23 protein-coding genes and 1 pseudogene are annotated in these 24060 nt (G+C 56.6%); 14 read left to right on the top strand and 10 right to left on the bottom strand.

Annotation, left to right across the window (positions count from 1 at the left end):
* Positions 1 to 70: 70 nt before the first annotated feature.
* Both O3306_RS20775 and O3306_RS20780 read right to left on the bottom strand, forming a co-directional pair.
* Positions 71 to 490, bottom strand: a complete 420-nt coding sequence (locus O3306_RS20775) for a helix-turn-helix domain-containing protein (RefSeq protein ID WP_334312368.1) — start codon at positions 488 to 490, stop codon at positions 71 to 73.
* 246 nt (positions 491 to 736) lie between these two features.
* Positions 737 to 1642 carry a LysR family transcriptional regulator gene (locus tag O3306_RS20780; protein WP_272010980.1) on the bottom strand — a complete coding sequence of 302 codons (906 nt, stop codon included), beginning with the start codon at positions 1640 to 1642 and terminating at the stop codon, positions 737 to 739.
* Between O3306_RS20780 and O3306_RS20785 the strand changes: the two genes are divergently transcribed.
* From O3306_RS20785 to O3306_RS20820, 8 genes and pseudogenes are all read left to right on the top strand, one after another.
* Positions 1635 to 3380: a long-chain-fatty-acid--CoA ligase gene (locus O3306_RS20785; RefSeq protein WP_272010992.1), complete on the top strand. Its 1746-nt coding sequence runs from the start codon at positions 1635 to 1637 to the stop codon at positions 3378 to 3380. The genes O3306_RS20780 and O3306_RS20785 overlap by 8 nt on opposite strands.
* A gap of 17 nt (positions 3381 to 3397) precedes the next feature.
* Positions 3398 to 4573 (top strand): acyl-CoA dehydrogenase family protein, encoded by a 1176-nt coding sequence (locus O3306_RS20790; protein WP_272011000.1) that lies wholly within the window; start codon positions 3398 to 3400, stop codon positions 4571 to 4573.
* Positions 4574 to 4605: 32 nt separating this feature from the next.
* Positions 4606 to 5928: an ABC transporter substrate-binding protein gene (locus O3306_RS20795; RefSeq protein ID WP_272011002.1), complete on the top strand. Its 1323-nt coding sequence runs from the start codon at positions 4606 to 4608 to the stop codon at positions 5926 to 5928.
* A gap of 98 nt (positions 5929 to 6026) precedes the next feature.
* Complete coding sequence (locus O3306_RS20800; protein ID WP_272011005.1) at positions 6027 to 6923, top strand: branched-chain amino acid ABC transporter permease; 897 nt, start codon at positions 6027 to 6029, stop codon at positions 6921 to 6923.
* Between the two features lies 1 nt (position 6924).
* Entirely contained in the window at positions 6925 to 7899 is a 975-nt protein-coding gene (locus O3306_RS20805; RefSeq protein ID WP_272011009.1) for a branched-chain amino acid ABC transporter permease, read from the top strand.
* On the top strand, positions 7892 to 8650 hold the full coding sequence (locus O3306_RS20810) for an ABC transporter ATP-binding protein (protein ID WP_272011012.1): 759 nt from the start codon (positions 7892 to 7894) through the stop codon (positions 8648 to 8650). Before O3306_RS20805 ends, O3306_RS20810 begins: the two co-directional genes overlap by 8 nt.
* Positions 8647 to 9357: an ABC transporter ATP-binding protein gene (locus O3306_RS20815; protein WP_272011015.1), complete on the top strand. Its 711-nt coding sequence runs from the start codon at positions 8647 to 8649 to the stop codon at positions 9355 to 9357. The genes O3306_RS20810 and O3306_RS20815 overlap by 4 nt, the downstream gene beginning before the upstream one ends.
* A 778-nt stretch (positions 9358 to 10135) precedes the next feature.
* A pseudogene (locus O3306_RS20820) lies at positions 10136 to 10409 on the top strand (IS21 family transposase); the annotation flags it as partial.
* A 77-nt stretch (positions 10410 to 10486) separates the two neighbouring features.
* Here O3306_RS20820 and O3306_RS20825 read toward each other — a convergent pair.
* The 4 genes from O3306_RS20825 to O3306_RS20840 all read right to left on the bottom strand — a co-directional run bounded on the left by O3306_RS20825 (position 10487) and on the right by O3306_RS20840 (position 14607).
* Positions 10487 to 11272, bottom strand: a complete 786-nt coding sequence (locus O3306_RS20825) for an amino acid ABC transporter ATP-binding protein (protein WP_272011017.1) — start codon at positions 11270 to 11272, stop codon at positions 10487 to 10489.
* Positions 11241 to 12332 carry an amino acid ABC transporter permease gene (locus tag O3306_RS20830; protein WP_272011020.1) on the bottom strand — a complete coding sequence of 364 codons (1092 nt, stop codon included), beginning with the start codon at positions 12330 to 12332 and terminating at the stop codon, positions 11241 to 11243. The genes O3306_RS20825 and O3306_RS20830 overlap by 32 nt, the downstream gene beginning before the upstream one ends.
* Positions 12325 to 13446, bottom strand: a complete 1122-nt coding sequence (locus O3306_RS20835) for an ABC transporter permease subunit (RefSeq protein WP_272011024.1) — start codon at positions 13444 to 13446, stop codon at positions 12325 to 12327. The genes O3306_RS20830 and O3306_RS20835 overlap by 8 nt, the downstream gene beginning before the upstream one ends.
* A 144-nt stretch (positions 13447 to 13590) precedes the next feature.
* Positions 13591 to 14607, bottom strand: a complete 1017-nt coding sequence (locus O3306_RS20840) for a transporter substrate-binding domain-containing protein (protein ID WP_272011027.1) — start codon at positions 14605 to 14607, stop codon at positions 13591 to 13593.
* A 354-nt stretch (positions 14608 to 14961) separates the two neighbouring features.
* Here O3306_RS20840 and O3306_RS20845 point away from each other — a divergent pair, with 354 nt between their 5' ends.
* From O3306_RS20845 to O3306_RS20860, 4 genes are read left to right on the top strand one after another with little or no spacing between them, the layout of a single operon-like run.
* Positions 14962 to 15684: an acetoacetate decarboxylase family protein gene (locus O3306_RS20845; RefSeq protein ID WP_272011029.1), complete on the top strand. Its 723-nt coding sequence runs from the start codon at positions 14962 to 14964 to the stop codon at positions 15682 to 15684.
* A 7-nt stretch (positions 15685 to 15691) separates the two neighbouring features.
* Positions 15692 to 16450 carry an SDR family NAD(P)-dependent oxidoreductase gene (locus O3306_RS20850; RefSeq protein WP_272011032.1) on the top strand — a complete coding sequence of 253 codons (759 nt, stop codon included), beginning with the start codon at positions 15692 to 15694 and terminating at the stop codon, positions 16448 to 16450.
* Between the two features lie 60 nt (positions 16451 to 16510).
* The gene (locus O3306_RS20855) at positions 16511 to 17038 is read left to right on the top strand and encodes a MarR family winged helix-turn-helix transcriptional regulator (protein ID WP_272011035.1); all 528 of its coding nucleotides are present in this window, start codon (positions 16511 to 16513) and stop codon (positions 17036 to 17038) included.
* 55 nt (positions 17039 to 17093) lie between these two features.
* Positions 17094 to 17798, top strand: coding sequence for an acetoacetate decarboxylase family protein (locus tag O3306_RS20860; protein ID WP_272011038.1), 705 nt, complete (start codon positions 17094 to 17096; stop codon positions 17796 to 17798).
* 241 nt (positions 17799 to 18039) lie between these two features.
* Here O3306_RS20860 and arsH read toward each other — a convergent pair whose 3' ends face one another.
* The 4 genes from arsH to O3306_RS20880 are packed head-to-tail and all read right to left on the bottom strand — an operon-like array spanning position 18040 to position 20601.
* Entirely contained in the window at positions 18040 to 18750 is a 711-nt protein-coding gene (gene arsH / locus O3306_RS20865) for an arsenical resistance protein ArsH (RefSeq protein WP_272011040.1), read from the bottom strand.
* Positions 18743 to 19165 (bottom strand): arsenate reductase (glutaredoxin), encoded by a 423-nt coding sequence (gene arsC, locus O3306_RS20870; RefSeq protein WP_272011042.1) that lies wholly within the window; start codon positions 19163 to 19165, stop codon positions 18743 to 18745. The genes arsH and arsC overlap by 8 nt, the downstream gene beginning before the upstream one ends.
* On the bottom strand, positions 19162 to 20229 hold the full coding sequence (gene arsB, locus O3306_RS20875) for an ACR3 family arsenite efflux transporter (RefSeq protein ID WP_272011045.1): 1068 nt from the start codon (positions 20227 to 20229) through the stop codon (positions 19162 to 19164). The genes arsC and arsB overlap by 4 nt, the downstream gene beginning before the upstream one ends.
* A gap of 42 nt (positions 20230 to 20271) precedes the next feature.
* Positions 20272 to 20601: an ArsR/SmtB family transcription factor gene (locus O3306_RS20880; RefSeq protein ID WP_272011048.1), complete on the bottom strand. Its 330-nt coding sequence runs from the start codon at positions 20599 to 20601 to the stop codon at positions 20272 to 20274.
* Positions 20602 to 20891: 290 nt separating this feature from the next.
* Between O3306_RS20880 and O3306_RS20885 the strand changes: the two genes are divergently transcribed.
* Together O3306_RS20885 and O3306_RS20890 are read left to right on the top strand one after the other, a co-directional pair.
* On the top strand, positions 20892 to 22892 hold the full coding sequence (locus O3306_RS20885) for a protein meaA (RefSeq protein WP_272011051.1): 2001 nt from the start codon (positions 20892 to 20894) through the stop codon (positions 22890 to 22892).
* A gap of 123 nt (positions 22893 to 23015) precedes the next feature.
* Positions 23016 to 24014: an LLM class flavin-dependent oxidoreductase gene (locus tag O3306_RS20890; protein ID WP_272011054.1), complete on the top strand. Its 999-nt coding sequence runs from the start codon at positions 23016 to 23018 to the stop codon at positions 24012 to 24014.
* Positions 24015 to 24060: the final 46 nt, after the last annotated feature.

Below are 24060 nucleotides of genomic sequence, written 5' to 3' on the forward strand. Positions count from 1 at the left end.
AACGAATTATCAGGGGGGTCACTTTTGGACGCCGATTACCCCAATACAGGGGTCAATCTTGCATGCCGGTTCACACAACGCGCTCTTCGCTCCAGTCAAACTGGAGGGCATCACCGGCAGCAAAATGCAGGGGGATGAACGCCTCTCCCGATCCGGCACCGGCGCGCTTGAGGTCTCGGACGAAACGCTGAACCGGCGAATAGGACCCGGTATACCCTTCCGACACAAGCTGCTCATAAAGCCTCACGGCCGTTCGCCGCTCCCGGCGCGGACGCTTTTGATCCTGCTCGAAGAGCTCCTGAAGCCGCGTGTCAAATCCATCACAAAGCTTATGACGAGACGGTGGTGCTTGCCGCTGATAGCTTGGCGGGTTGTCGTCCTTCAGATACTTCTTGATCGTGTTGCGCGACAAACCGGTTGCCCGCGCCACAGACCGGATGCTGCGACCCTCCTGCAAAATCCAAAGTCTGATCTTCGATACACTTTCCATCAATATCACCTGCTCTTTCCTCCGCGCTATTCTGCGCGGATGCTAACGTGGCAGGTGGGTCAATTTTACTCGCTCAGAACCCACCCAAGTGGGTCAACTTCGCATGCCGTTTCACAGCTTCGAGCCCAATGAGGCGCAGCGTTGGCTGCGGAGTTGGTCATGAGAGTTTACGGCGCTGAGCCGGGCTCATTTCGCCTATGCTTGAGAACGGGCCTTCTGAACGAAAAGACACCGCAGCTTTTCGGGCTAAGGTAAAGTGGAGGTTTGGGGCTGCGGTTGAGCCACTTCGTTTATGACCTCGACGATATTGTGAACATATAAAGGGCTTTCCGTCGAAAAAATTGCGGAAAACGACACAGGGGGCATAGGTGGTACAGTTTCGAGTGGAACCATACGACCTGCGTCGAGATCCCGTTTGTAGTACTCTTCGGGAAGAAATGATACGCCCAAACCTGAGCGAACCAGACCAGCACTGATTTCCATGGAGTTGGATTGCGTCACATTCTTTGGGTGCACCCCGTTTTGGTCGAACCAATTGTATTGCAGCTCGGCAACTACAGAATTCGGCCCGAGTAGAATGAGTGGCATGTCTGAGATTTCAGCAGGTGTAAATCGATGAGACGGAGAGTGCTTGTAGTCCGGGCTGGCCATGAAGCGGAACTGAATGTCGCAAAGTTGGGAGTATTGGAAATCGGGCTTTGCTGGGGCGGCGGTGGGTAGAATGCACAATTGCAGCTCACCCGATTTTAAACGCGCATAGGAGTTTCCGCGCAATCCTACCTCAAGCTCAATCTTGGCATTCGGGAAATGGCCGCTCAGGCGAGACACGAGATCGGGCAACCAAGTGAGCGCAATTAGTTCGGCAACGGCAAGCCGGATAGTGCCAGTGACCATCTTGGGGTCACCGACCTGGGAGCGAATATTGGCAACCAGGATTTGGATTTTCTCAGCGTAAATCAGCAGATCAAGTCCTTTGCCAGTGATCTGTATCTGCCTTTGTGATCGATCGACCAGCTGAACGCCCAATTCGCGTTCAAGTTCGGATATCCGCATGGAAACCGTGGATTGAGTGGCGTTCAGCCAGCTCGCGGCCTTTGTAAAGGATTTCAGTCGTGCGACCCAGATGAAGGTTTCGAGTTGTTGTATGTTCATCAAAAATATTGAACTCATGTTTCAGTATTTATCGTTTGTTTTGAAGTGTAGCCGCGTCTTAGGCTCTGTTGTCAACGCTCAACTTCAAACAGGTCGCCTCATTGATATGTCCAAATACCCTTCCAATACAGGTTCCTTGCAGGCGACGACGATGGATTTCGAGCTGACGCTGGATAAGGTTTTGATGCACGCCGAAGGAGTGCATGGAGAGCAGGAAATTCTATCCTGCAAACCGGACGGAACCATAGAGCGGTATCATTTTCGCGATCTGGCACAGCGTGCTCGAAAATTGGCCGCAGCGTTGGTTGAGGCGGGCTTGAAACCTGGGGATCGGGTTGCGTCGCTGATGTGGAACAACAGCGCACATCTGGAGGCCTACTACGCTGTGCCTTTGGCTGGGGGAATATTACACACTGTCAATGTAAGGTTTCGCCCCGAAGAAATCGCTTTTGTCCTCAACGATGCGGGCAGCCGGTTCTTGATCGTGGATGACAACCTTCTGAAACTTTGGGGCGGTGCGGCCCCAGATTGCTCCATTGAGCGGATTTTTGTCCACGCCTATGAAGGTGAAGACGCCCCAGAAGATGGGATGGAATCTTACGACGAATTTTTGAATTCTGCGAATTCAGTCCAACTGCCGGAACTAACGGATGAACGAGCAGGCGCGACCTTGTGCTATACTGGAGGCACAACGGGGCGTCCCAAGGGGGTTGTGTATTCACACCGCGCGCTGTTCCTCCACGCCTTAACCGAAATGTCGTCTTCGGGCTTTGCCTACGGGGTCAATGACATCGTTTTACCAGCGGTTCCCATGTTTCATGTCAACGCGTGGGGAATTCCCTATTCCACGGTCATGGCCGGGGCGAAACTGATTCTACCCGGCCCTTCGGTGAGCGGGGCGTCACTTCTCCGTCTGGTCGAAGAGGAAGCTGTGACCTTCATGGCCGGCGTACCAACTGTCTGGTCAAATTTTTTGGAGAGTTTGGACGAACTCGAAGAAGACTGCTTTATGCCAGACCTGCGCATCCTGACCGGTGGCGCTGCGCCGCACAGGACCTTGATCGAAGGTCTTGATCGCTATGGCATCAAAATTTTCCAAGGCTGGGGAATGACCGAAACCTCGGGGGTGCTGGCCGTCGGGCAGTTGAAGCCAAATTTGGGTTTGACGCCAGAAAGCCGAACATCCGTGTTGATCAAGCAGGGCCTTCCATTGCCGATCGCCCAAGTCCGCTTGGTCGAAGATGGTTCGGTGTCCTCTGACAAGGGGACGCGGCCCGTGGGCGCAATCGAAGTGCGCGGGACGAGCGTGACGGGATCTTACCTTCATGGCCTGAAACCCGAAAGATGGACTGAGGATGGATGGCTCAGGACAGGCGATATCGGGGAAATTGATGAGTTCGGATATCTCACTGTCTTGGAGAGAGAGGAAGACCTGGTCAAATCGGGTGGAGAGTGGATTGTGCCTCGGGATATCGAGGACGTGATACTAGAGAGTAAATGGGTTGAAGCCTGTGCTGTCGTGGCCCGACCCGATATCCGCTGGGGTGAACGGCCAGTTGCCTTCGTCGTGCTTTCTGACGATCCGTCTGCGGACTGGAGCGGGGTCAAGCAGGCACTTGAGGCACGTTTCCCGCGCTATTGGCTGCCGGATGATTTCATCCCGATCTCGGCACTTCCCTACACGTCCGTGGGAAAAATTGACCGAAAGAAACTGAAGCAGCGACTCCTTGAAAAATAAAGACAAACGAGCATCGCATGAAGAGCGAAATGAAGAGGGAATTTGAGATGAACCTGACCAGACTCAGCGAAGAAGACAGCGCGTTGGTCAAAAAGGCTCGCGATTTCGCGCAAGCACAAGTGGCCCCATGTATTGAACAGTGGGAATCCGAAAAGGCTGTACCCGTTGATTTGCTACGTGAAGGGATCGACATGTTTGGCGGTCTGCTCGTCCCACGCTCACTGGGGGGGCAAGAGGCAAACGTCCGGATGACGGCGGCGGTTCTGGCGGAACTCGCGCGTGCGGATCTCGCCTTTGCTTTTAGTCTGGTGGTCCATTTGAATCTGACCGGTGCCATCGCCCGGATCGGATCGGAGGGGCACAAGGAGAAATATTTAAACAAGATGATGCGGGGCGACTTGGTCGGCTCTTTCTGCCTGACCGAACCTGAGGCTGGGACAGATGCGGCTTCCCTGCACACCCGGGCGCGCAAGCAACCGAACGGTGGTTGGGACCTGAACGGGGCCAAGGCATGGACAACAAACGCAGTCGTGGCGGATCTGTTCTGTGTCTACGCCCAGGTCGGGGAGGCCACGGGCAGCCGGGCGATAGGATCATTTCTGGTCGAGCGCGGTGATGCGGGTTTGGAGGTGGAGCCAGCCTATCAATTGATGGGGGGGCATGTGATGGGAACTTCCGGATTGCGCCTGAACGGTTGTAGTTTGCCAGCGGACCGGGCGTTTGCCCCTGCGGGTGAAGGGTTCGCCGCCGCGATGCAGGGCATCGACCTTGCGCGCGTAGTCCTAAGCGGTATGTGTTGCGCAATTCTGGAGGAAAGCCTGACTGCAGCCATACAATATGCAGCAAATCGTCAGGCGTTTTCCAAATCCACGTTGGACTTTCAGGGGGTTCAATTCCCTCTGGCGGATGTGCAGACCTCATTGCGAGCGTCGCAATCGCTGACGGACCAGGCAATCAACCTGCTTGATCAAGGCAATGATGCCCGTGTCGAGGCAGCTCATGCCAAGAAAATGTCGACGCGCTCAGCCTTCAACGGCATTGCAGCCGCGATGCAGGCGATGGGTGCTCGTGGTTTTCGGCGCGATTGTGCGCTGCCAAGACATTTGGCCTGCGCAAAGATGGCAGAGTATTTGGACGGTACGACAGAAGTACAGAATATCGTTATTGGGAGGTCACTTAGTAAGCGATCTTAAGAAAATATGATACATGAAAAGGGAGGAAAATCATGTTACGGAAAATTACGGGGCAAGTCCGCGTGGGACTGCGCGCGGTTAGTCTGGCCACAATCGCCTGCGTTTGCGCAGCGCCAATTGCCAATGCCGAGGAAACATTCAAGTTGGGGCTGGTGAATTTCCTGTCAGGCCCGGCGGCGGACGCCTTTGGCGTGCCATCGATGAATGGCGGCGAATTGATGGTCGAGGCTCTCAACGCCGGAGAGGTTCCGGAACCTTATGCCGGAATGATCGGCTTTGGCGGCATGCCGATCGAAATCATAAAGGTCGATGAAACAGGCGGCGCGCAGGTTCAGATCCAGCGTTTTCGTGATCTGGTTCAGCGCGAAGAAGTTGATGCCATCGTCGGTTACGACGGGTCGGGCGATTGCCTTGCCGTGGCACCGATTGCGGATGAGCTGAAGAAAGTCGTAGTTTTCAGTGGGTGCGGAACGCCCCGTATCTTTGAAGAAAACAGCTATGAGTACGTCTTCCGTGCAGGCTCTCACAGCACGATGGATAACGTGGCGCTTGCCCACTACGTAGCCCGCAAATTGCCGGACGCAAAGACCGTTGCAGGGTTCAACCAAAACTATTCCTGGGGTCAGGATTCATGGCGTGACTTTAGTCTTGCGTTGAAAGAGTTGCGCCCCGACATCGAGACCGTCGGCGAGCTGTTTCCCGAGACGGGCGCAGGTCAGTATGGCGCGCAGATCAATGTGTTGATGCGTTTGAAGCCTGATGTCGTACATTCCAGCCTCTGGGGTGGCGATCTGGAAGCCTTCCTGCTTCAGGCTGGCCCGCGCAAATTGTTCGACCGAACCAACGTGGTCTTTACAATGGCTGAGCATGTACTGCCTCGTTTAGGCGATAAAGTGCCCGAGGGGCTGATGACAGGTGGCCGCGGAGCCGTGGGTGCATTGCATCCAGATACACCGCTAGCCAACTGGTTCTACTCTGCCTACGAAGATAAATATGACATTCCTGCCGTCCAAGGACCGTTCCGGTTTGTCCAGACGATTTTGGGGCTGAAAACTGCGGTAGAAATCGCGATGCAGGAAAATGGAGGAAAAAAACCGACGTCTGAAGAAATTGCAGCGGCCTTCAAATTCGCAAGTTTTGACACGCCTTCCGGTCCGGTCGAAATGGCGATTGGAGATGGCCATCAGGCGATCCAAGGCAACGCCATCGGTATTTCCAAGTGGAACGCTCAAGAGAACCGGGTTGAGCTTGTGGATGTGGAATACTTCTCGGCGAAATGCATCAATCCACCCAATGGTGTGATGTCCGAAGAGTGGATCAAGGAAGGCTTCCCCGGAGCCGAATGCGACAACTAGGTTGACGTAACTCTCCACCCATAACTGTAGTGCGCCCGGATACCATATTTGCGATCCGGGCGCGCATCCCACCAACTGAATAGTCTGGACAAAGTACGATGGATATCGCGTTTGCCATATTCGCTGATGGAATAATCTACGGCGCTTGGCTGTTTCTTGTCGCCATTGGATTGACCTTGGTCTTTGGCGTCATGAAAATCCTCAACGTGGCGCATGGGGCGCTCTACGCAATTGGTGCCTATGCGGCAGCCACGTTGGTGAACAGCTCATTTTTCGGGCAAATCGAAGGCATGGCCGTTTTGATTGTCATGCTGGCAGGGGCGGTCATTGCGGCGTTGTTGCTAGGGCCATTCCTAGAGCGGGTTCTCCTGCGTTTGTTCTACGAACGCGATGAAATCGTGCTGCTATTGGTGACATTCGGTTTGTCGCTCATTCTGGAAGATCTAATCAAACTGATTTGGGGTGTTTACTCGCACTATGTCCCGGGGCCTTATGCCTTGTTCGGAGATGTCGAAATCGGGCCGCTTTTCTATGTCGGCTACGATTTTTTCATTGTTGGGCTGGCTGTTGTGGTCGGATTGGGAACCTATCTGGTTCTGAACCGCACGAACGTAGGCAAGGTCGTTCAGAGTGTTATCCACGACGACGAAATCAGCCGGGCGATGGGTATCAACGTTGCCCGGGTTTATCTGGGCGCCTTTACCTTCGGCGTTTTTCTGGCGACGCTTGCAGGCGCTTTCACAGCTCCGATGATCGCGATTACGCCGACGATCGGCGTCAATGCCATCATCCTGAGCTTTGCTGTTGTCGTGATTGGCGGGCTTGGTTCGATCCAAGGAGCCGCAATCGGGGCGCTGGTGGTTGGTCTGTCCAGGGCATCTGCAATCAACCTTTGGCCCGAGGCTGAATTGTTCGTCATTTATGCAGTCATGAGCCTGGTGTTGTTGGTCCGGCCAGAAGGCTTGTTCGGCCAGATTCAACAGAGGAAGATTTGATATGTTGAGCTTGCAACGCAATGTAGCCTTGGGGGCATTGGCTTTGACCATTGCCTTGGCGGTCCTAGGGGCATTCGTACCTGAATGGATCCTCTATACCTGCGCGCTGGTGCTCGCGAAGGGCCTTGTCGTCCTTGGTTTGTGCCTGTTGTTGAGGATGAACCTCGTTTCGTTCGGACAGGGCCTTTATTACTGTGCAGGGGCGTATATCTGCGGTCTGGTTTCACAGATGGGGATCAGCGATGCATTTTTCCTGACATTTCTGGCAGCGTTGGGCAGCGCTGTGGTGGGGCTGATCCTAGGGCTGTTCTTGTCAGGCTATCGCAGTGTGTTCTTTGCGATGTTCAATCTCGCACTTTCGATGATCCTTTACGGGGTGCTGTTGAAATCCATCAGTTTGGGGGGATCCGACGGCGTGGGAGTGGCTGCGCCAACATATCTGGGTTACGCGCCTGATGGAGAAATGCGCCTATACGTCTTTTTTGTCTTTGCTCTTGCGGTCGCCGGCGCATCCAGCGTGTTCGCTTTCTTATACACGAAATCAGAAATGGGCCTGGCCTCTGCCAGCGTGAAGGATTGCGAAATTCGCTTGGAGTATCTCGGGCTTTCGGTGCGATACCTCATCATCTTCAACTTCGTCATTGCCTCGACTTTGGCCGGCATCGGAGGAGCGTTGGTCGCGATGGTTTCAGGGCACATCATTCCTGAACTTGCATACTGGACCACGTCGGGTGAGTTCGTGTTCATCACGGTTCTGAGTGGGCCTAACGGGATACTTTCAGCGTTCGGTGCCACTGCGGTTTTCGAAACGATCCGCTTGGTTGCTGGGCAAAATATGCCGAACTCCTGGCAAATGTTGCTTGGCTCTTTCTTACTGCTATCGATCCTGTTCATGCCAAATGGCATCAGCGGATTGTTCCGCCGCGCCAAAGCGCCGAAACCTGACGCCGTTGGGGAGGGCATCAACAATGATTGAAGCATTGGAAGCGCGCGGTCTGAAAAAGGCTTTTAATGGCGTTAAGGCTGCAGATGACGTTTCGGTCGTTATCAGAAGTGGTGAAATTGTCAGCCTGATCGGTGCAAACGGGGCGGGCAAGACAACTTTCGTGAACATGGTAACGGGTTATCTGAAACCCGATAGCGGAACGATCCTGTCTCAAGGGCGCGAAATCACCGGGCTAAAACCGCGCGAGATTACACGTCTGGGCGTTTGCCGATCATTCCAGATCCCACAAGTGTTTAACGATCTTTCCCTAGAGGAGAACCTGCTCGTGGCGGTGAATGTCGCGTTGAAGGGCGCGGCCCGAAGCCATAGCCCGCTGCGCAATGCGGGAAACAGGAATGCCCGCCAGATGGCCGATGAAATTTTAGTGCGGTTCAAGCTGGAGGACTATCGCCACAACCGCGCCAATGAAGTGTCGGGAGGGACGCGAAAACTGTTGGATGTGGGCATGGCAACAATCAGCCATCCTCGTGTCCTGTTGCTGGACGAGCCAACCAGCGGCGTGGCTTCAAACGAAAAATTCGCATTTATGGACGTCGTAATGAACGCATTGGCGGATGAAGAAGTCGCCGTAATGTTCATCGAGCACGACATGGATATCGTGCGCAGATATGCACATCGCGTCATCGTCTTTCACGAGGGCAGGGTCCTTGCCGATGGTGCAACCGAGGATGCGTTGAACCAAGATGACGTGAAACGCTATGTGACGGGGAGCGCAGCATGAGTAACGCATCAAAGGTCGCAAGTGAAACGATGAGCGCCGATCAATCCATGCTAACGCTAGACAATTTGGATGTGGCAATCGACTCCACGCCGATCCTGCGCGCTGTGTCACTGCAACTGCGCAAGGGTGAAATGGTCTCTTTGGTGGGGCGCAACGGGGCGGGCAAAACAACCACGCTACGCGCGATCATGGGACTACTGCCCTTGCAAGCGGGCAGTATCCGGTTGGGTAACAACATCATTTCGAACGAACCGGCACACCGCCGCGTCGATCTTGGCATCGGCTACATGCCCGAAGACCGCCGTCTCATACCGCGCTATTCAGTAGAGGAGAACATTCTCATGTCCTCGTGGATGGGCGGGAACAAGCGCAATCGAGACAGGCTAGACGAGGTTTATACCCTTATCCCCGAGCTTAAAGGGTTTGCGCAGCGTCAGGCGCTGTCGCTTAGCGGTGGACAACAAAAGCTGGTCGCGCTGGGACGGGCGCTGTTGGCGGGACGAGATGTGCTATTGTTGGATGAACCCTTCGAAGGGGTCGCTCCGGCTCTTGTTCAACGTATCAACGAAATCATGTCTGAACTCAGTTCCCGTTCGGACCGCACGGTACTTGTTTCGGATTCCAGTATTAGCGAAGGTAACTCTTTCTACGATAGGCATGTGTTTATAGAGCGTGGCCAAATATCGGATTTTCCTGCTGGGCATTAGATTGGGATTTCTAGTGAAGTGGGGCTTTGCTAGATCATTGACGCGTGCCGGTCGTGCGCATCGTCAGGACTGTGTTGTATGGATCAGGGATTGGCTGGAACTCACCTTTATCCATGAGAATGATCATGCGAACGCCTCGAATTCGGGGCGACCGAGGTCAGTCATTTTGTTGAGAACACTGACAACGATCCGAACTTCTGTCTTCTGGTTTTTGAAGCTGCGGGCTTTCAAATTCGATCCGGTCACGCCATTCTCGCGACCAATCTGTGTAACACTCCGGCTGTCACTGTGGCCTAATTAGTCAGAATCCAGTCTGAAATTGTCCCGTTATATTAGTTGGGATCTGTATCCTTAATTTTCATATTGTACCCCTATTTAAAGCTCGATCAGTGTCTGTGGATACATGGCGTCCAAACGGGACAGGGGATTAGGGTGGTCAGCGAGCGTCTTGCGAAACATCGCGCGTCGATTCTTCGTCCGATTCTAGAACTGGAAACGACGGGCGAGCCGATTTGTGCGGCTATCGGAGAAGCTGCCTGAGAACTGGGTTTGACGAAAATCCACACTTGGTTGTGAATCGGCCTGCAAACGTCCCCCACACGGGCTACGCCGGGCATCTTGCCCGAAACAAGACGTTCTGTGACGTTTTCATGTCCGGCAGTAACGAGAGTTGAGGAGCCGCTAGCTACGCGGCAAGTCTGTTGGATGTCACACAGAACTGACCCATGAGGAATCTTGCTCCTGACGGGATTTTTCGGGGGTGATTGGAGTGATCGACATGGAGTTTTTGAGCGTCATTCGACGTTGGGCATTACGGGACAAGATGGCCATTCGCGAGATTTCTCGGCGGATCGGGCTGTCTCGCAACACGATCAGGAGGTATCTGCGGGCGGGCACTTTTGAGCTCAAGTTCCAGCCACCATCAAGGCCAAGCAAGCTGGACCCGTATGCCGAGAAGCTGACAGGCTGGCTGTTGACGGAGCAGCGCAGGTCGCGCAAGGCTCTGGCGCGCCGCGAAGCAGTTGCACGCTGATCTTGTTCAGCTTGGCTATCCGCTGCGAGTATCGCATGATCACACCGTACCTTTGCAGGTTGCTCTCAGCGGTTCAATTTAACGTGGTAACATTGTTCAGTGGGCCAGGATATTTGCCAAGAACTCACGGGTGCGTGCATTTTGTGCATTCTGAAAGAACTCTTCTGGCGGTCCCTCCTCGACGATCTCCCCGCCATCCATGAAGATCACTCGGTCGGCCACCTGCCGCGCAAATCCCATCTCGTGGGTCACGCAAATCATGGTCATCCCATCTGAAGCCAGACCCCGCATGACGTCCAGCACCTCGTTGATCATCTCGGGGTCCAAGGCGGAAGTAGGTTCGTCAAACAACAGGATTTTGGGCCGCATGCAAAGCGCACGCGCGATCGCGACCCTTTGTTGCTGGCCGCCAGACAATTCGCCTGGGAAACTACCCGCCTTTTCCCCGATATGGACACGCTCCAGATAGTTTTGTGCCAACGCCTCGGCATCAGCTTGCGAGGCATTACGCACCAGCATGGGGGCGAGCGCGCAGTTTTCCAGAACGGTCAGATGAGGAAACAGGTTGAAATGCTGAAACACCATACCAACCTCACGGCGGATCATGTCTATGTTCTTGGTGTCGCCGTTCAGCTCAATCCCCAAAACGTTGATCACACCGGCTTGATGCTCTTCCAACCGATTCAGGCAACGGATCAGCGTCGACTTACCCGACCCGGACGGTCCACAAACCACGACTTTTTCACCCTTCGTGACATGAAGATTGATTTCTTTCAGGGCGTGAAACCCACCGAAAAACTTGTTCAAACCTGTTATGCGGATGGCGTCGTCGGTCACGCAGAAGCTCCTGTCAATTGGTGCCAACACGCATCCGGCGCTCAAGGTAGGCACCGTATCGCGATAGGCTGAAGACGAATACGAAATAGATCAAAGCAACGAAGATGTAGACTTCGGTATAGGCGAAGGACCATTCACCTGTTCCGAACGCGGCGCTCCCCGACGCCAATACGTCGAAGAACCCGATGATGACGATAAGCGAGGTTTCCTTGAACGTGATCACCAGCTGGTTGATGGTTGGGGGCAGCGCATTGCGAAATGCCTGTGGCAGGATGATACGCGTCACCCGATGGAAATAACTGAGGCCGAGCGCCTTGGCTGCCTCGTCCTGACCGCCGGGGAGGGATTGGATGCCACCGCGAATGATCTCGGCCTGATAGACCGCGTAGAATAATGCGAATCCCAGGATCACCCGCCAGATCTTGTCGCCCAGCAACCAGCCCGGCAGCACGAAAGGCAGGATAAGGGCGGCAGTAAACAGGATCGTCACCAGCGGAAGTGACCGTACACAGTCAATGACAATCGCCGCCCCCCCCGAGACCACAGGCAGGGGTGAGCGGCGCAGCAGGGCCAACGCAATGGCCAGCGGCATACCGATCAGCACACACGTGACGAAAAAGAATGCGGTCAACGTCAGACCGCCCCATTCGCTGGGTGCAATCACGGACATGCCGAATATGCCGCCACGCATCAGCAAGAAGAACCCGATGAATCCGATGACCCAGATCAGAGTAAGGCGTAGCGCCGTCCAGAAGGTCGGTAGACAGGACATCACGACGATCACGACCAACAGCACACAGGCAAGGCTGGAACGCCATTGTTCCTGGTATGGAAACAACCCGAACAGTATCAGACGCCAGCGTTGCTGAATGACGGCCCAACACGCTCCGTCGACGCCACGGCAAACTTCGGATGTGCCATCGGGCGTCGTCCAAATCGCATTGAACACGGCCCAGTCCAGAACATGATAGGCCAGATATGCCAGAACCGTCAGCGTAACGGTCGAGATGACACTATCTAGCGGAGTGCGAAAGAAGCGCTGAACCAGACGAGCGCCCAGCGCTGGGTGCTGGTTTGGCAGTGGGGATGATTTTTCGTTAGCCACGGTTTTGCGTGCCCCGGATCGCGATTGCGCGATTTATCTGGTTGAAGGTGAATGAGATGGCATTGTTCATGATTAGGAAGGCAAGCATTAGGATTCCAATCAGCTCGAACGTCTGACCGCTTTGATTTATGGACACGCTGATCACGGCAAACAGATCGGTGTATCCCACTGCAATGCCCAATGTCGTCGCCTTAAACAGCCAGACATATTGATTGGTCAGAGATGGCAGCACGGCACGAAAGGCCAGCGGCAAGCGGATGCGGGTAAATATATGCCACGCCGAAATCCCCAGGCTCTGCGCCGCCTCGGTTTGGCCCCGGCTGACGGATTGCAGCCCCGCGCGCACAATCTCGGAGATATAAGCGCCGCCATACAGCGTGATCGCGATCATCAGCGCGGACATTTCCGGCGGTAACGAAATGCCACCCCGAAAGTTCAGCCCCTTGACCTGCGGCACTGTCACAAAGCTGGTTTCTGGGATACGTCCCTGTATCAAGGCAACCACGACCACCACGCCACATACCGTCCAGACTCCCCGGCGCAGCGCTTTGCGTCGCCCGACAGCGATCTGCGCGCCGCGCCGCGATCGTCCAATCCACAACGACAGGATAAGCCCGGCGACAATCGACGCCATTGCAATGGCTATTGCCCAGCCGTGCACATTGATCCAGGGCAGGAAAAAGCCGCGCGACGTCAGGAATACCCCGGCAAACGGATTGATCGCCTCGCGCGGCGACGGCAGGTTCGTGACGATACTGTACCAGAATATCGCTTGCAGGATCAGCGGCACGTTTCGAAACGTCTCTACATAGATAGCACCGAGCAGCCGCAGGCTTTCATTGCTCGCGGTTCGCAACATCGCAACGCTCAACCCGACGATGTTGGCCAGAACGATACCGATGGTGCCCAGTAGCACCGTATTGACGATGCCCACAGTGATAAGCCGCCCATAGCTGGAATTCGACGAATACTCGATGACCGAGAACCCGATATTGAACCCGGTGCTGCGTTCCAGAAAACCAAAACCAGCACTCATGCCCTGCGCGCTGATGTTCTTGGACGCTACGCTTACTGCAGCAATCAGGACACCGATTACGGCCAGTACGAACAGCACCTGAAACAAGATGCCTCTAAATTTTGCGTTTCGCAGAAGCGTGAGCATGATGTCCAAATTTTTTGAATAATGGTTGAGGCGGCTTCAACCAGGCCAGAAGCCGCCCCCTAGTTTACTGCACCCCGGCTTGCAGTGGAGATCCCGTCAGTCCAGGATCAGCGAGAAGTGGACGCCGCCATCGCGCACCAATGCGTTGACGCCCCGCTCCAACTTGTAGATCGAGCCTGCACCGATGTTGCGGTCCCAGATTTCGCTGTAATTTCCCTGCTCCTTGATCATGTTATAGACCCAATCATCGCTCAGCCCGAAAACCTCGCCGATACCGGGCGTCGTGCCCAGCAGCTTGGCCACACTGGCGGACGGCGGGTTGGCGCGTACCTCGTCAACATTCTCGCGCGTGATGTTTTCTTCTTCGGCCATGATCAGAAACGAAAGCATCCAGTTGTTTATATCGGACCAGTTGGCGTCGCCCTGACGGGTGGCAATCCCCACCGGTTCCGCGGCGATCGTGCCAGGTACGATCATGAAATCATCAGGGTTCGCGGCTTCGGTTTCCTTGAACACCGCCAGCTGCAGATCCCAATCCATGATCGCGTCACACCGACCAGCCTCAAACGCCGCCTTCATTTCTTCGGTGCGCTCGAACGGAACAACCTTAAGAGAATAGTCGTTGGATTCCGAATGCGCCGCAAAATAGCGCTCGAACGTGGTGCCAGCCTGAAGGCAGATTGTGCCGCCGTCCAAATCTGACGGCTTCTCCACCCCCAGTTTGGTGTGCGTCATGTAATTGACCGAGTTCAACATGTAGGGGCGCGTGAACGCAAGGCCCACTTCGGTGTCCCGGCTGAGGGTCACGCCGGTCGTCTTGATGATGACATCCACGTCTCCCGACTGCAGCGATGGCCAACGCTGTGCCCAGCTTAGCGGAACAATCTCAAGATGCCCTTCGGACGTCCCAAACAGGCCAGCCGACAGTGCGCGACACAGATCAATGTCAAAACCGCTCCAGTTGCCCTGGTCGTCAATCTCGGTCATGCCGAGATACGAACCGTTGTGTCCCGTACAGTTCAGCGCTCCGCGTTCAAGGACGGTTTTCAGCGTATCACCAGAGTCCGCGATTGCAGCGCTGGACCAAAGCATGGTCGCAAGTGCGGCCAACATACTAGAATTCTTCATTCGTCGTTTTCCCCGTTTTGGACCCTGTGATGTCAATCATCACATCAAGCCAATTTATTCAGTCGACGCGAAACCCCCAAAATACCGCAATATACTGGTTTTATTAAATAAAGATTCCGGTACCTCTGTGTTTGTCTACATGTGGACACGCGTCGATCTCAGTTCAGTGAGTGTCACCATGTTCTATTTGGGACTAAAAATCAAGTTCCATTTGGAACTTCTTTAAGCTTGTGCTAGAGAGGGCATGACCCTGTGCCGCATCGCGCAGACCGGCCACCCTGTTCGCCCGAATTATATGGGCAGAGCGACCCTCTTACGTTTGGAAATCGGGATCAAACCATGACTATGCCTTTTGCCACGCCACATGCCGCGCCTCTCTATGCTGCGCTGCCTTATCACTATCGGAACGTCACCAAGATCAGCGCTTATTGCCGCTGCGACCCCAAAGGACTGCGCCAGTTTCTGCCGCCTGACTTCGAGGTCGTCGGCGACGTCTGCGAGCTTTTCATCATGGAAGCGCCCGACGCCGGACCATTGGGTAGCTACAACGAGGCGGGGCTCGTCATTCCGGCGCGTTATGGCGACCTCATCGGCGCACATGTTGCCCTTGAATACGTTGAAACGGATGATTCTATGGCCGCTGGCCGCGAGATCTGGGGCTATCCTAAAAAGCTGGCTGACGTCCCGATGACAGTCACTGGTAACGCCGTGTCAGCTCAAGTGATCCGCAGGGGCGTGCAGTTGATGGGAATGGATTTCACTCCGGGCGGTAACGCTATTGAAAAGCCAGTGATGCAGCCTCGGCTACAGGTCCGGAGCTTTCCGGCGGCGGATGGTCCGCTGCCTGATTGCTATCAGATCATTTCAAATCAGGTCACCGGATTTGTCCTCCATGACAGCATCTTTGGAACCGTGGATTTGAAAGTCGTAAGCGGACCGCAGGACCCGTTGGAGGATCTTGGTGTGATCGAGGTGCTTGGCGCAGAACTCAGCCGCTATGATTTTCTTCTCGGATATGGCGAAGTCGTAAAAGACCTCTCCCCCAGCAAGACCAAGGGATAACAGAAGGATGGATGCATTCCGATTGGATGGCAAAGTCGCGCTGATCACCGGAGCGGGTGGCGGGCTTGGGGTCGCGCAGGTGCAGGCGTTGGCCAAGGCGGGCGCGACCATCGTGGCGACCGATGCCACAGAGGCAGCGTTAGGGGCCATGGATCTGACGGGTCTGACAGATATTGACGCGGTAGAAATGGACGTGACCGACGGCGGCTCGATCGACCGCGCGGTCGATCATTGCACAGCGCGGTATGGGCGCATTGATCTGTTGGTAAACAACGCCGGTATTTCGCTACCCGGCTCGGTGTTGGATTATGACATGGATTGGTTTGATCGCACCAGTGCGATCAATTTCCGCGGCGTTTTCGCCGTTTCGCGTGCAGTGGCAAATGTGATGGTCAGTCAATCCACCAAGGGGGCCATCGTCAACCTAGCATCGATCGGCGGTATGGTTGTCGACGGACCGACATCCGCGGCCTATGACGGGACCAAGGCGGCGGTCATTCAGATCACCCGCAACTTCGCCTTCGAGCTCGCGCGTCAAGGTATACGCGTCAACGCGGTGGCACCTGGATACACACGTACGCCGATGATCGAGAAGTATCTTAACGATCCCGACTATCGTAGTGCGTTGGAGAACCGCCTGATCCCGATGGGACGGGTCGGACGCCCCGAAGAGATCGCGAATGCTATCGTATTCCTTCTGTCCGACGCCGCGTCTTATGTCACTGGCCATACTTTAAACGTGGATGGTGGGTGGGTCATTCAATAGAAATTGTGCCGGCACTTTTCGATCAAAGCGACGCTGATACATCTGAGGAGCTTAGCAAATATGGAAAATCCAACCCATTCCCAGACGGCCGGTAAAAATGGTCAGGATCGCGATGAATTTCTGGATCTCCTTGCCCCTATGATGGCGGGGCCCGTTGTAGCACGCGATGCCTATCGGATGAGTCTGTGGTCCAATTTCTTTAACGGCCCCGTCTACAAGCAGCTTCAGAAAACGCATGGATTGGTCCGAGACGAGGTGAACACGCTTTTCTGCCTTGCCCACTTGGATGACCTCAACCAACGCGACATCTGCCTTGTGATGGGACGCCCCAAAAACAGCGTCAGCCGGGCAATTGCCCGGCTGGTCGAGCGCGACCTGATCGAAGCGCGCGGCGATCCCGGAGACCGACGTCGCGCAAAGCTGCGACTGAAACCAAAGGGCCGGGCCCTTTACGAAACGACCAGCCGCCTGTTCGTTGAGCGCGAGGCCAAGATGCTTGCCTCGCTGACTCCCCGCGAACGCGAGCAGTTGGGGGCAATCCTGACCAAGTTGATGGAATCCCACCATGAATGGTCGGAACTTTACTGAACTGAAACCGCTGCAAGGAGCTTGAATGTCGCACGAGATCAAAAACGGGAACAACATGCCGGTGCAGGCACCGTTGATTCCAGACCCGTTCGTTCCCTATGAATGCCCCGACAACGTCACGCTCAGCGTACTTTGCCGGGCCGATCCCGCGCTGCTGCAAAGCTACCTTGCTCCGGTGCCCTATACTCCACTGGACGACCGTTTTGTGGTTTACGCGTCTGACTTTTCCAATTGTAACAAATGCCGTTTCATGGATGCGGGGATTATCGTGCCGGTAGAGTTCGAAGGGCGGCAAGGGGCGACCTATCTGTTTGAATACGAAGACAACGATGAAGCCATCGCCGCTGGGCGTGATCTCTGGGGCTACCCTAAGAAATTCGCCGACATCACGCTGGAAACCGTAGGCGACAAGGCCACCGCACGCGTCACCCGCAAGGGGACCGACATTCTGACGATCCACGCGGATTTCACCGAGGATTTGCCACTGGACATGCCGAAGCTGGCACCGCATTTCAACATGCATGTACAGCCTGGCCCTGATGGAAAAGTTTTGTCGCGGCGCATTATCGAACGCGATACCTCGCCGGATTTTCAGCTGAAGTCTACGCGCACGGGCCAAGCAACAGTGTCCATGGCCAGCATCGAAAACGACCCGCTAGGTGAATTCGCGCCGATCGAAATTCTGGGGGTGCAGTTGATCCGCGGGGACTTCTTCGCCACCGAAAAAAACGGTTGGGGACGGACCATAAAAACGCTCTGATTTTTCCTACCGCAAAAGCGTTGGGCCGAATTCTAAACGCACGTAACGCTCGAATTTTGAGTAGCGTTTCGGATTCGGCCCAATTTCATTCATTCCTGAAGCGTCTTACGTCGATGCCTAAGAGGTATCGCTACAGTGGCCATATGGAAGAAATATGCCCCTTACGGGGATGGTCTGGTCGAAACCCTTATTTGGTCCGGGGCTGATGGTTAGCCATATTTCCCAACAAATGAGGTGGCAATCAAATCGCCCTCTGGTTTACCCGTTTGGATAGCTCGGCCGCGCTTTCTTTGCGCTCGCTGTACCGGTCCAGAAGGTAAGACTTGTTGTCACGGGTGAGTAGAGTGAACTTCATCAATTCCTCCATGACATCAACCATCCTGTCGTAGAACGGCGAAGGTTTCATGCGGTCCGAGTCGTCGAATTCCAGAAATGCTTTCGGGGTGGATGACTGGTTGGGAATGGTCAGTAGGCGCATCCAGCGGCCTAGGATGCGGAGCTGGTTCACAGCGTTGAAGCTTTGCGAGCCGCCACTGACCTGCATGACGGCCAGCGTCTTGCCCTGTGTCGGGCGTACGCCGCCCAAGGAAAGCGGGATCCAATCTATCTGGGTTTTCATGATGCCGGTCATTGCACCGTGCCGCTCCGGCGAGCACCAGACCATGCCTTCGGACCACGTGACCAGGTCGCGCAACTCCCGGACCTTGGGGTGATCCGCCTCCGCGTCATCAGGAAGGGGGAGGCCCGAGGGGCAAAAGGTGCGCGTCTCGGCACCGAACCGGATCAGGATGCGCGCGGCTTCTTCCGTCATCAGTCTGCTGAACGAGCGCTTTCTGAGCGAGCCGTAGAGCAGCAGGATGCGTGGGGCATGTGGCGCCCGGTCGGGTGACAACAGCCGACTGCTGTCGATCGGGTGGAAATTCGACTCTTCAACGTTCGGGGTATCAGACAACGCGATTTCCTTTCGAGTCGATCAGCGGCGTGCCGTCCTCTTTGGCCATCGGGCCCGATGGCAGGCGGTCAAGAAGATCCAGCACGGTCTCGCTCGGACGGCACAGCCGTACCCCCTTGGGCGAGCAGACAATGGGGCGATTGACCAGAACGGGGTGGTCCAGCATCGCGGCGAGCAGAGCCTCATCGCTCACGGAAGGGTCGAGCAGCCCCAACTCTTGCGCTGGGGATTTTGACTCCCGCAATGCGGTGCGCGGCGTCAGACCGGCAGCGGCAAACAGCGCCAGAAGCTGCGGGCGGGTCCAACCGGTTTGAAGGTAGTCAATTACAACCGGAGTTTCGCCAGACGCCTCGATAATCGCCAACACGTTCCGTGACGTGCCGCAGTCGGGGTTGTGATGGATGACGACAGTCATGATTTGCCCCCATCGGTGGGAAACCAGTGCTGTGTCCTGTTGGCGAAAGCAACGAGCGACAGCATCACCGGCACTTCCACTAGGACGCCGACGACCGTCGCCAAAGCGGCGCCCGAGCCGAGCCCAAACAGGCTGATTGCCACCGCCACGGCCAACTCAAAGAAGTTGGACGTTCCGATCAGGGCGCAGGGTGCCGCCACGTTGAACGGGATGCGCCAGGCACGCGCGGCACCGTAAGCCACGAAAAAGATGCCGTAGGACTGGATCAGCAGTGGCACAGCGATCAGCGCGATCACCAGCGGGCGGTCAAGAATGACCTCACCCTGAAACCCGAACAGCAGCACCACCGTCACCAGCAGCCCGAAGATCGAGAAGGGCTGCACGCGGGCCTTGAAGGCATCCACCGCCGCCTCGCCGCCTTTGCCGACGAGGTTCCGTCGTGTCAGGTAGCCGACCAGCAACGGCAGCATGACATAGAGGCCGACCGACAACAGCAACGTGTCCCAAGGCACGACAATATCCGTCACACCGAGAAGGAAGGCCACGATGGGCGCGAAGGCAAAGATCATGATGACATCGTTCACGCTGACCTGCACCAGCGTATAGGTCGCATCGCCGCGCGTAAGGTTCGACCAGACGAACACCATCGCCGTACAGGGCGCTGCGCCCAGCAGGATGACCCCTGCAAGATAGGCCTGCGCGTCGTCCGGTGGGATCAGCCCCGCAAAGACGTAGTTGAAGAACAGCACGCCAAGTGCGGCCATCGTGAAGGGTTTGATCAGCCAGTTCACCACCAAGGTGACGATCAGACCTTTCGGCTTGTCGCCCACCTGCCGAAGCGCGCCGAAATCGACACCTACCATCATCGGATAGACCATTGCCCAGATCAGTACCGCCACCGGCAGATTGACCGAGGCGACCTCGAGAGAGGCCAAGGTAGAGAAGACGCCCGGAAAGATGTTGCCCAAGAGCAGCCCGGCACCGATGGCAAGCGCCACCCAGACGGAAAGCCAGCGCTCAAATGTTCCAAGGCCTGCTGCGGCGGAATGTGAAATATCGGTCATGTTGGACTTTCGTAGGTAAGGTTCGGTAAGGCTCGGCGTTGCTCAGTCACAGACGAGTTCATCGAGGACGGGCTGGCACAGTTCGGGACATCCCCCGCAGCAGTCTTCCATCAGGAAGCCCAACAGGGCGCGCATTCCGTCCATATCTGCGAAATAGCGGATACTGCGACCTTCCCTCTCGTTTCGGATCAGACCTGCCCGCGCAAGAATCGAGAGGTTCGCGGACATTGTATTCTGCCGCACATTGAGGGATTCGCTGATGTCACCAGCTGACATGCCTGCCTTTCCGGCCCTGACAAGCAAGCGAAACACATCCAGCCGCGTAGGCTGACTGAGGGCGGCGAAGGCTTGGAGTGCGTCATTCATATCCATACTTCACGAAATATGGATATAATTTTTGTGTGTCAAGCCGGTTGTCGATCCGTGTGCAGAGACCGAAGGCCGGGCCGCTGAAAACACCTGTCAGACCCCTTTGCCTTGACCGCCACGTCGGCAGAGCGCGCCAGCGTCAGCAGACCGGCAAGAGATCAAGTGGCTGGTGCAGGGTGGCCTGTGCCAAAGATAAGCGTCGCTGCGTTGCAGCGAATTGACAATGGCATAATCTTCCAAGTATCAATCGCAACACGTAACAAAATTACGCAATTGATTCACGAGGCCCGCCCATGTCGCAGACGCAGAAAGACCGTCAGAGCAGCCCGTCCGATCGCAAGGCCGATCGCCCGTGGCTTATCCGTACCTATGCTGGTCATTCCACGGCTGAGGCGTCGAACGCGCTCTATCGTTCGAACCTTGCGCGCGGCCAGACCGGGCTGAGCGTGGCGTTCGATCTGCCGACGCAGACGGGCTATGACAGCGATCATGTGCTGGCGCGCGGCGAGGTGGGCAAAGTCGGCGTGCCGATCTGCCATCTGGGTGACATGCGCAGCCTGTTTGCCGATATCCCGCTGGACCAGATGAACACCTCGATGACGATCAACGCGACCGCGCCGTGGCTGCTGGCGCTCTATATCGCGGTGGCCGAAGAGCAGGGTGCAGATGTAACCGCGCTGCAGGGTACGGTGCAGAACGACCTGATCAAGGAATACCTCAGCCGCGGCACCTATATTTGCCCGCCCAAACCATCGCTGAAGATGATCGGTGACGTGGCAGAATACTGTTATACTCACGTGCCGAAATGGAACCCGATGAACGTGTGTTCCTATCACCTGCAAGAGGCCGGTGCGACGCCCGAACAGGAACTGGCATTTGCGCTGGCCACGGCCATTGCGGTGCTGGACGAGTTGAAGCCGCGTGTGCCCGCCGCCGATTTTCCGGCGCTCGCGGGGCGCATCAGCTTTTTCGTGAATGCGGGCATCCGCTTTGTCACCGAGATGTGCAAGATGCGCGCCTTTGTCGATCTGTGGGACGAGATCCTGCAGGAACGCTACGGCGTCGAGGACCCCAAATTCCGCCGCTTCCGCTACGGTGTGCAGGTCAACTCCCTCGGCCTGACCGAACAGCAACCCGAGAACAACGTTTACCGCATCCTGATCGAGATGCTGGCCGTGACGCTCAGCAAGAACGCCCGCGCCCGCGCCGTGCAATTGCCCGCCTGGAACGAGGCGCTGGGCCTGCCGCGCCCCTGGGATCAGCAATGGTCGATGCGCATGCAGCAGATATTGGCCTATGAAACGGATTTGCTGGAGTTTGACGATCTCTTTGACGGCAACCCGGCGGTCGAGGCCAAGGTCGAGGCGCTGAAGGACGGCGCGCGGCACGAGTTGGAAACGCTGGGCGGCATGGGCGGTGCCATTGGCGCAATCGATTACATGAAGGCCCGGCTGGTGGACAGCAATGCCGAGCGCCTGAACCGGATCGAACGCAACGAGACGGTCGTGGTCGGCGTGAACAAATACACTGAAGGCGAGCCCAGCCCGCTACAGACCGAGGATGGCGGGATCATGGTTGTTGATCCGGCCACCGAGGCCGAGCAGATCGGGCGACTGGAGGCTTGGCGCGCCGAGCGCGACGCAGGCGCCGTCAAGGCCGCGCTGGCAGCGTTGCGGGCAGCGGCTGACAAGGGCGAGAACATCATGCCCGCCTCGATCAACGCCGCCCGCGCAGGCGTGACCACCGGCGAATGGGCGGCACAAATGCGCGCCGTTTACGGCGAATATCGCGGCCCCACGGGCGTATCGGCCAGCCCCTCGAACAAGACCGAAGGGCTGGATCACATCCGCGAAGCGGTCGACGCAGTGTCGGTTCGATTAGGTCGGCGGCTGAAGTTTCTCATCGGCAAGCCGGGGCTTGACGGACATTCCAATGGCGCCGAGCAGATCGCCTTTCGCGCCCGCGATTGCGGTATGGATATCGGCTATGACGGTATCCGTCTCACGCCAGAGCAGATCGTCAGCGCGGCGCTGGAGGACAGTGCGCATGTGGTGGGCCTGTCGATCCTGTCGGGCAGTCACCTGCCGCTGGTCGAGGAACTGATGGGCCGGATGCGCGACGCAGGTCTGGGTGATGTGCCGGTGATCGTTGGCGGGATCATCCCCGACGAAGACGCACGCCGGCTGCGCGAGATGGGCGTGGCACGCGTCTACACGCCCAAGGATTTCGAGCTGAACACGATCATGATGGACGTGGTGGCGCTGGCAGACCCAAAGGCGGTGGCGGCCCAGTAGCGCGCAAGGGCGACCGGCGTATCGCCATTGCCGGTAACGCGGACAAGGGCGACGACGGCATCGGTGGTTGCCGATCTGCCTTGCGATCCCCAGATCATGGGGGCACAGATGAAAGGCCCGGCCATGCACTATTCCGTTCTCGACCTCGCGCCCGTTCCGGAAGGCAGCGATACCGCAACCGCCATTGCCAACAGCCGGCAGTTGGCGATTGCCGCTGAAGAGATGGGATATCATCGCTATTGGATGGCCGAGCATCACAACATGCCCGGCATCGCCAGTGCCGCCACCTCGGTTCTGATCGGGCATATCGCGGACGCCACACGGACCATGCGCATCGGTGCGGGTGGTATCATGCTGCCCAATCACGCACCATTGGCCATTGCTGAACAGTTCGGCACGCTGGCCACCATCCATCCCGGTCGCATTGATCTGGGACTGGGGCGCGCGCCCGGTGGCGATATGGCCGTTGCCCGCGCTTTGCGCCGGGGGCTGGAGGCGGATCGCTTTCCTGATGATGTGATCGAGTTGATCGGCTATCTCGGCGATGCCCGCCCCGGCGCGCCGGTTCGCGCGCATCCCGGCGAAGGCACGCATGTACCTGTCTGGATTCTCGGCTCCAGCCTTTACGGCGCGCAACTGGCTGCGCATCTGGGGTTGCCCTATGCGTTTGCGTCACATTTCGCACCTGATGCGCTGGAACAGGCGTTAGAGCTCTACCGCAGCCGGTTCGAGCCATCGGCGAGCCTTGCGCGCCCCTATTTCATGCTGGCCGCCAACGTGTTCGCCGCCGATACGGATGCCGAAGGCGCGTATTTACGCACGTCCATGCAGCAGGCCTTTGCGCGGCTGCGTACTGGTCAACCCAGCAAGCTGCCCAGACCAGTGGACGATATCGAGGCGGCCATCGGCCCCGAGATGACCCGTGCGGTCAATCAGGCGCTGCGCGTCTCGGCGGTGGGGTCCGAGGCATCGGTACGCACGCAGCTTGCCGCATTGCGCGACCGCTACGCCCCCGATGAAATGATCCTGACCGGCCAGATCCACGATCATGCCGCGCGGGTGAAATCATTTGGCATCGCCGCGCGTGTTTTGGCCGACATGAACGCATCCGTCACCGCCTGAACCGAACCTCCAAGGATTGCCCTGCCGCCTGATCCGTATAACAATC

Source organism: Roseovarius sp. ZX-A-9 (assembly GCF_028369135.1).
Lineage (GTDB): Bacteria > Pseudomonadota > Alphaproteobacteria > Rhodobacterales > Rhodobacteraceae > Roseovarius.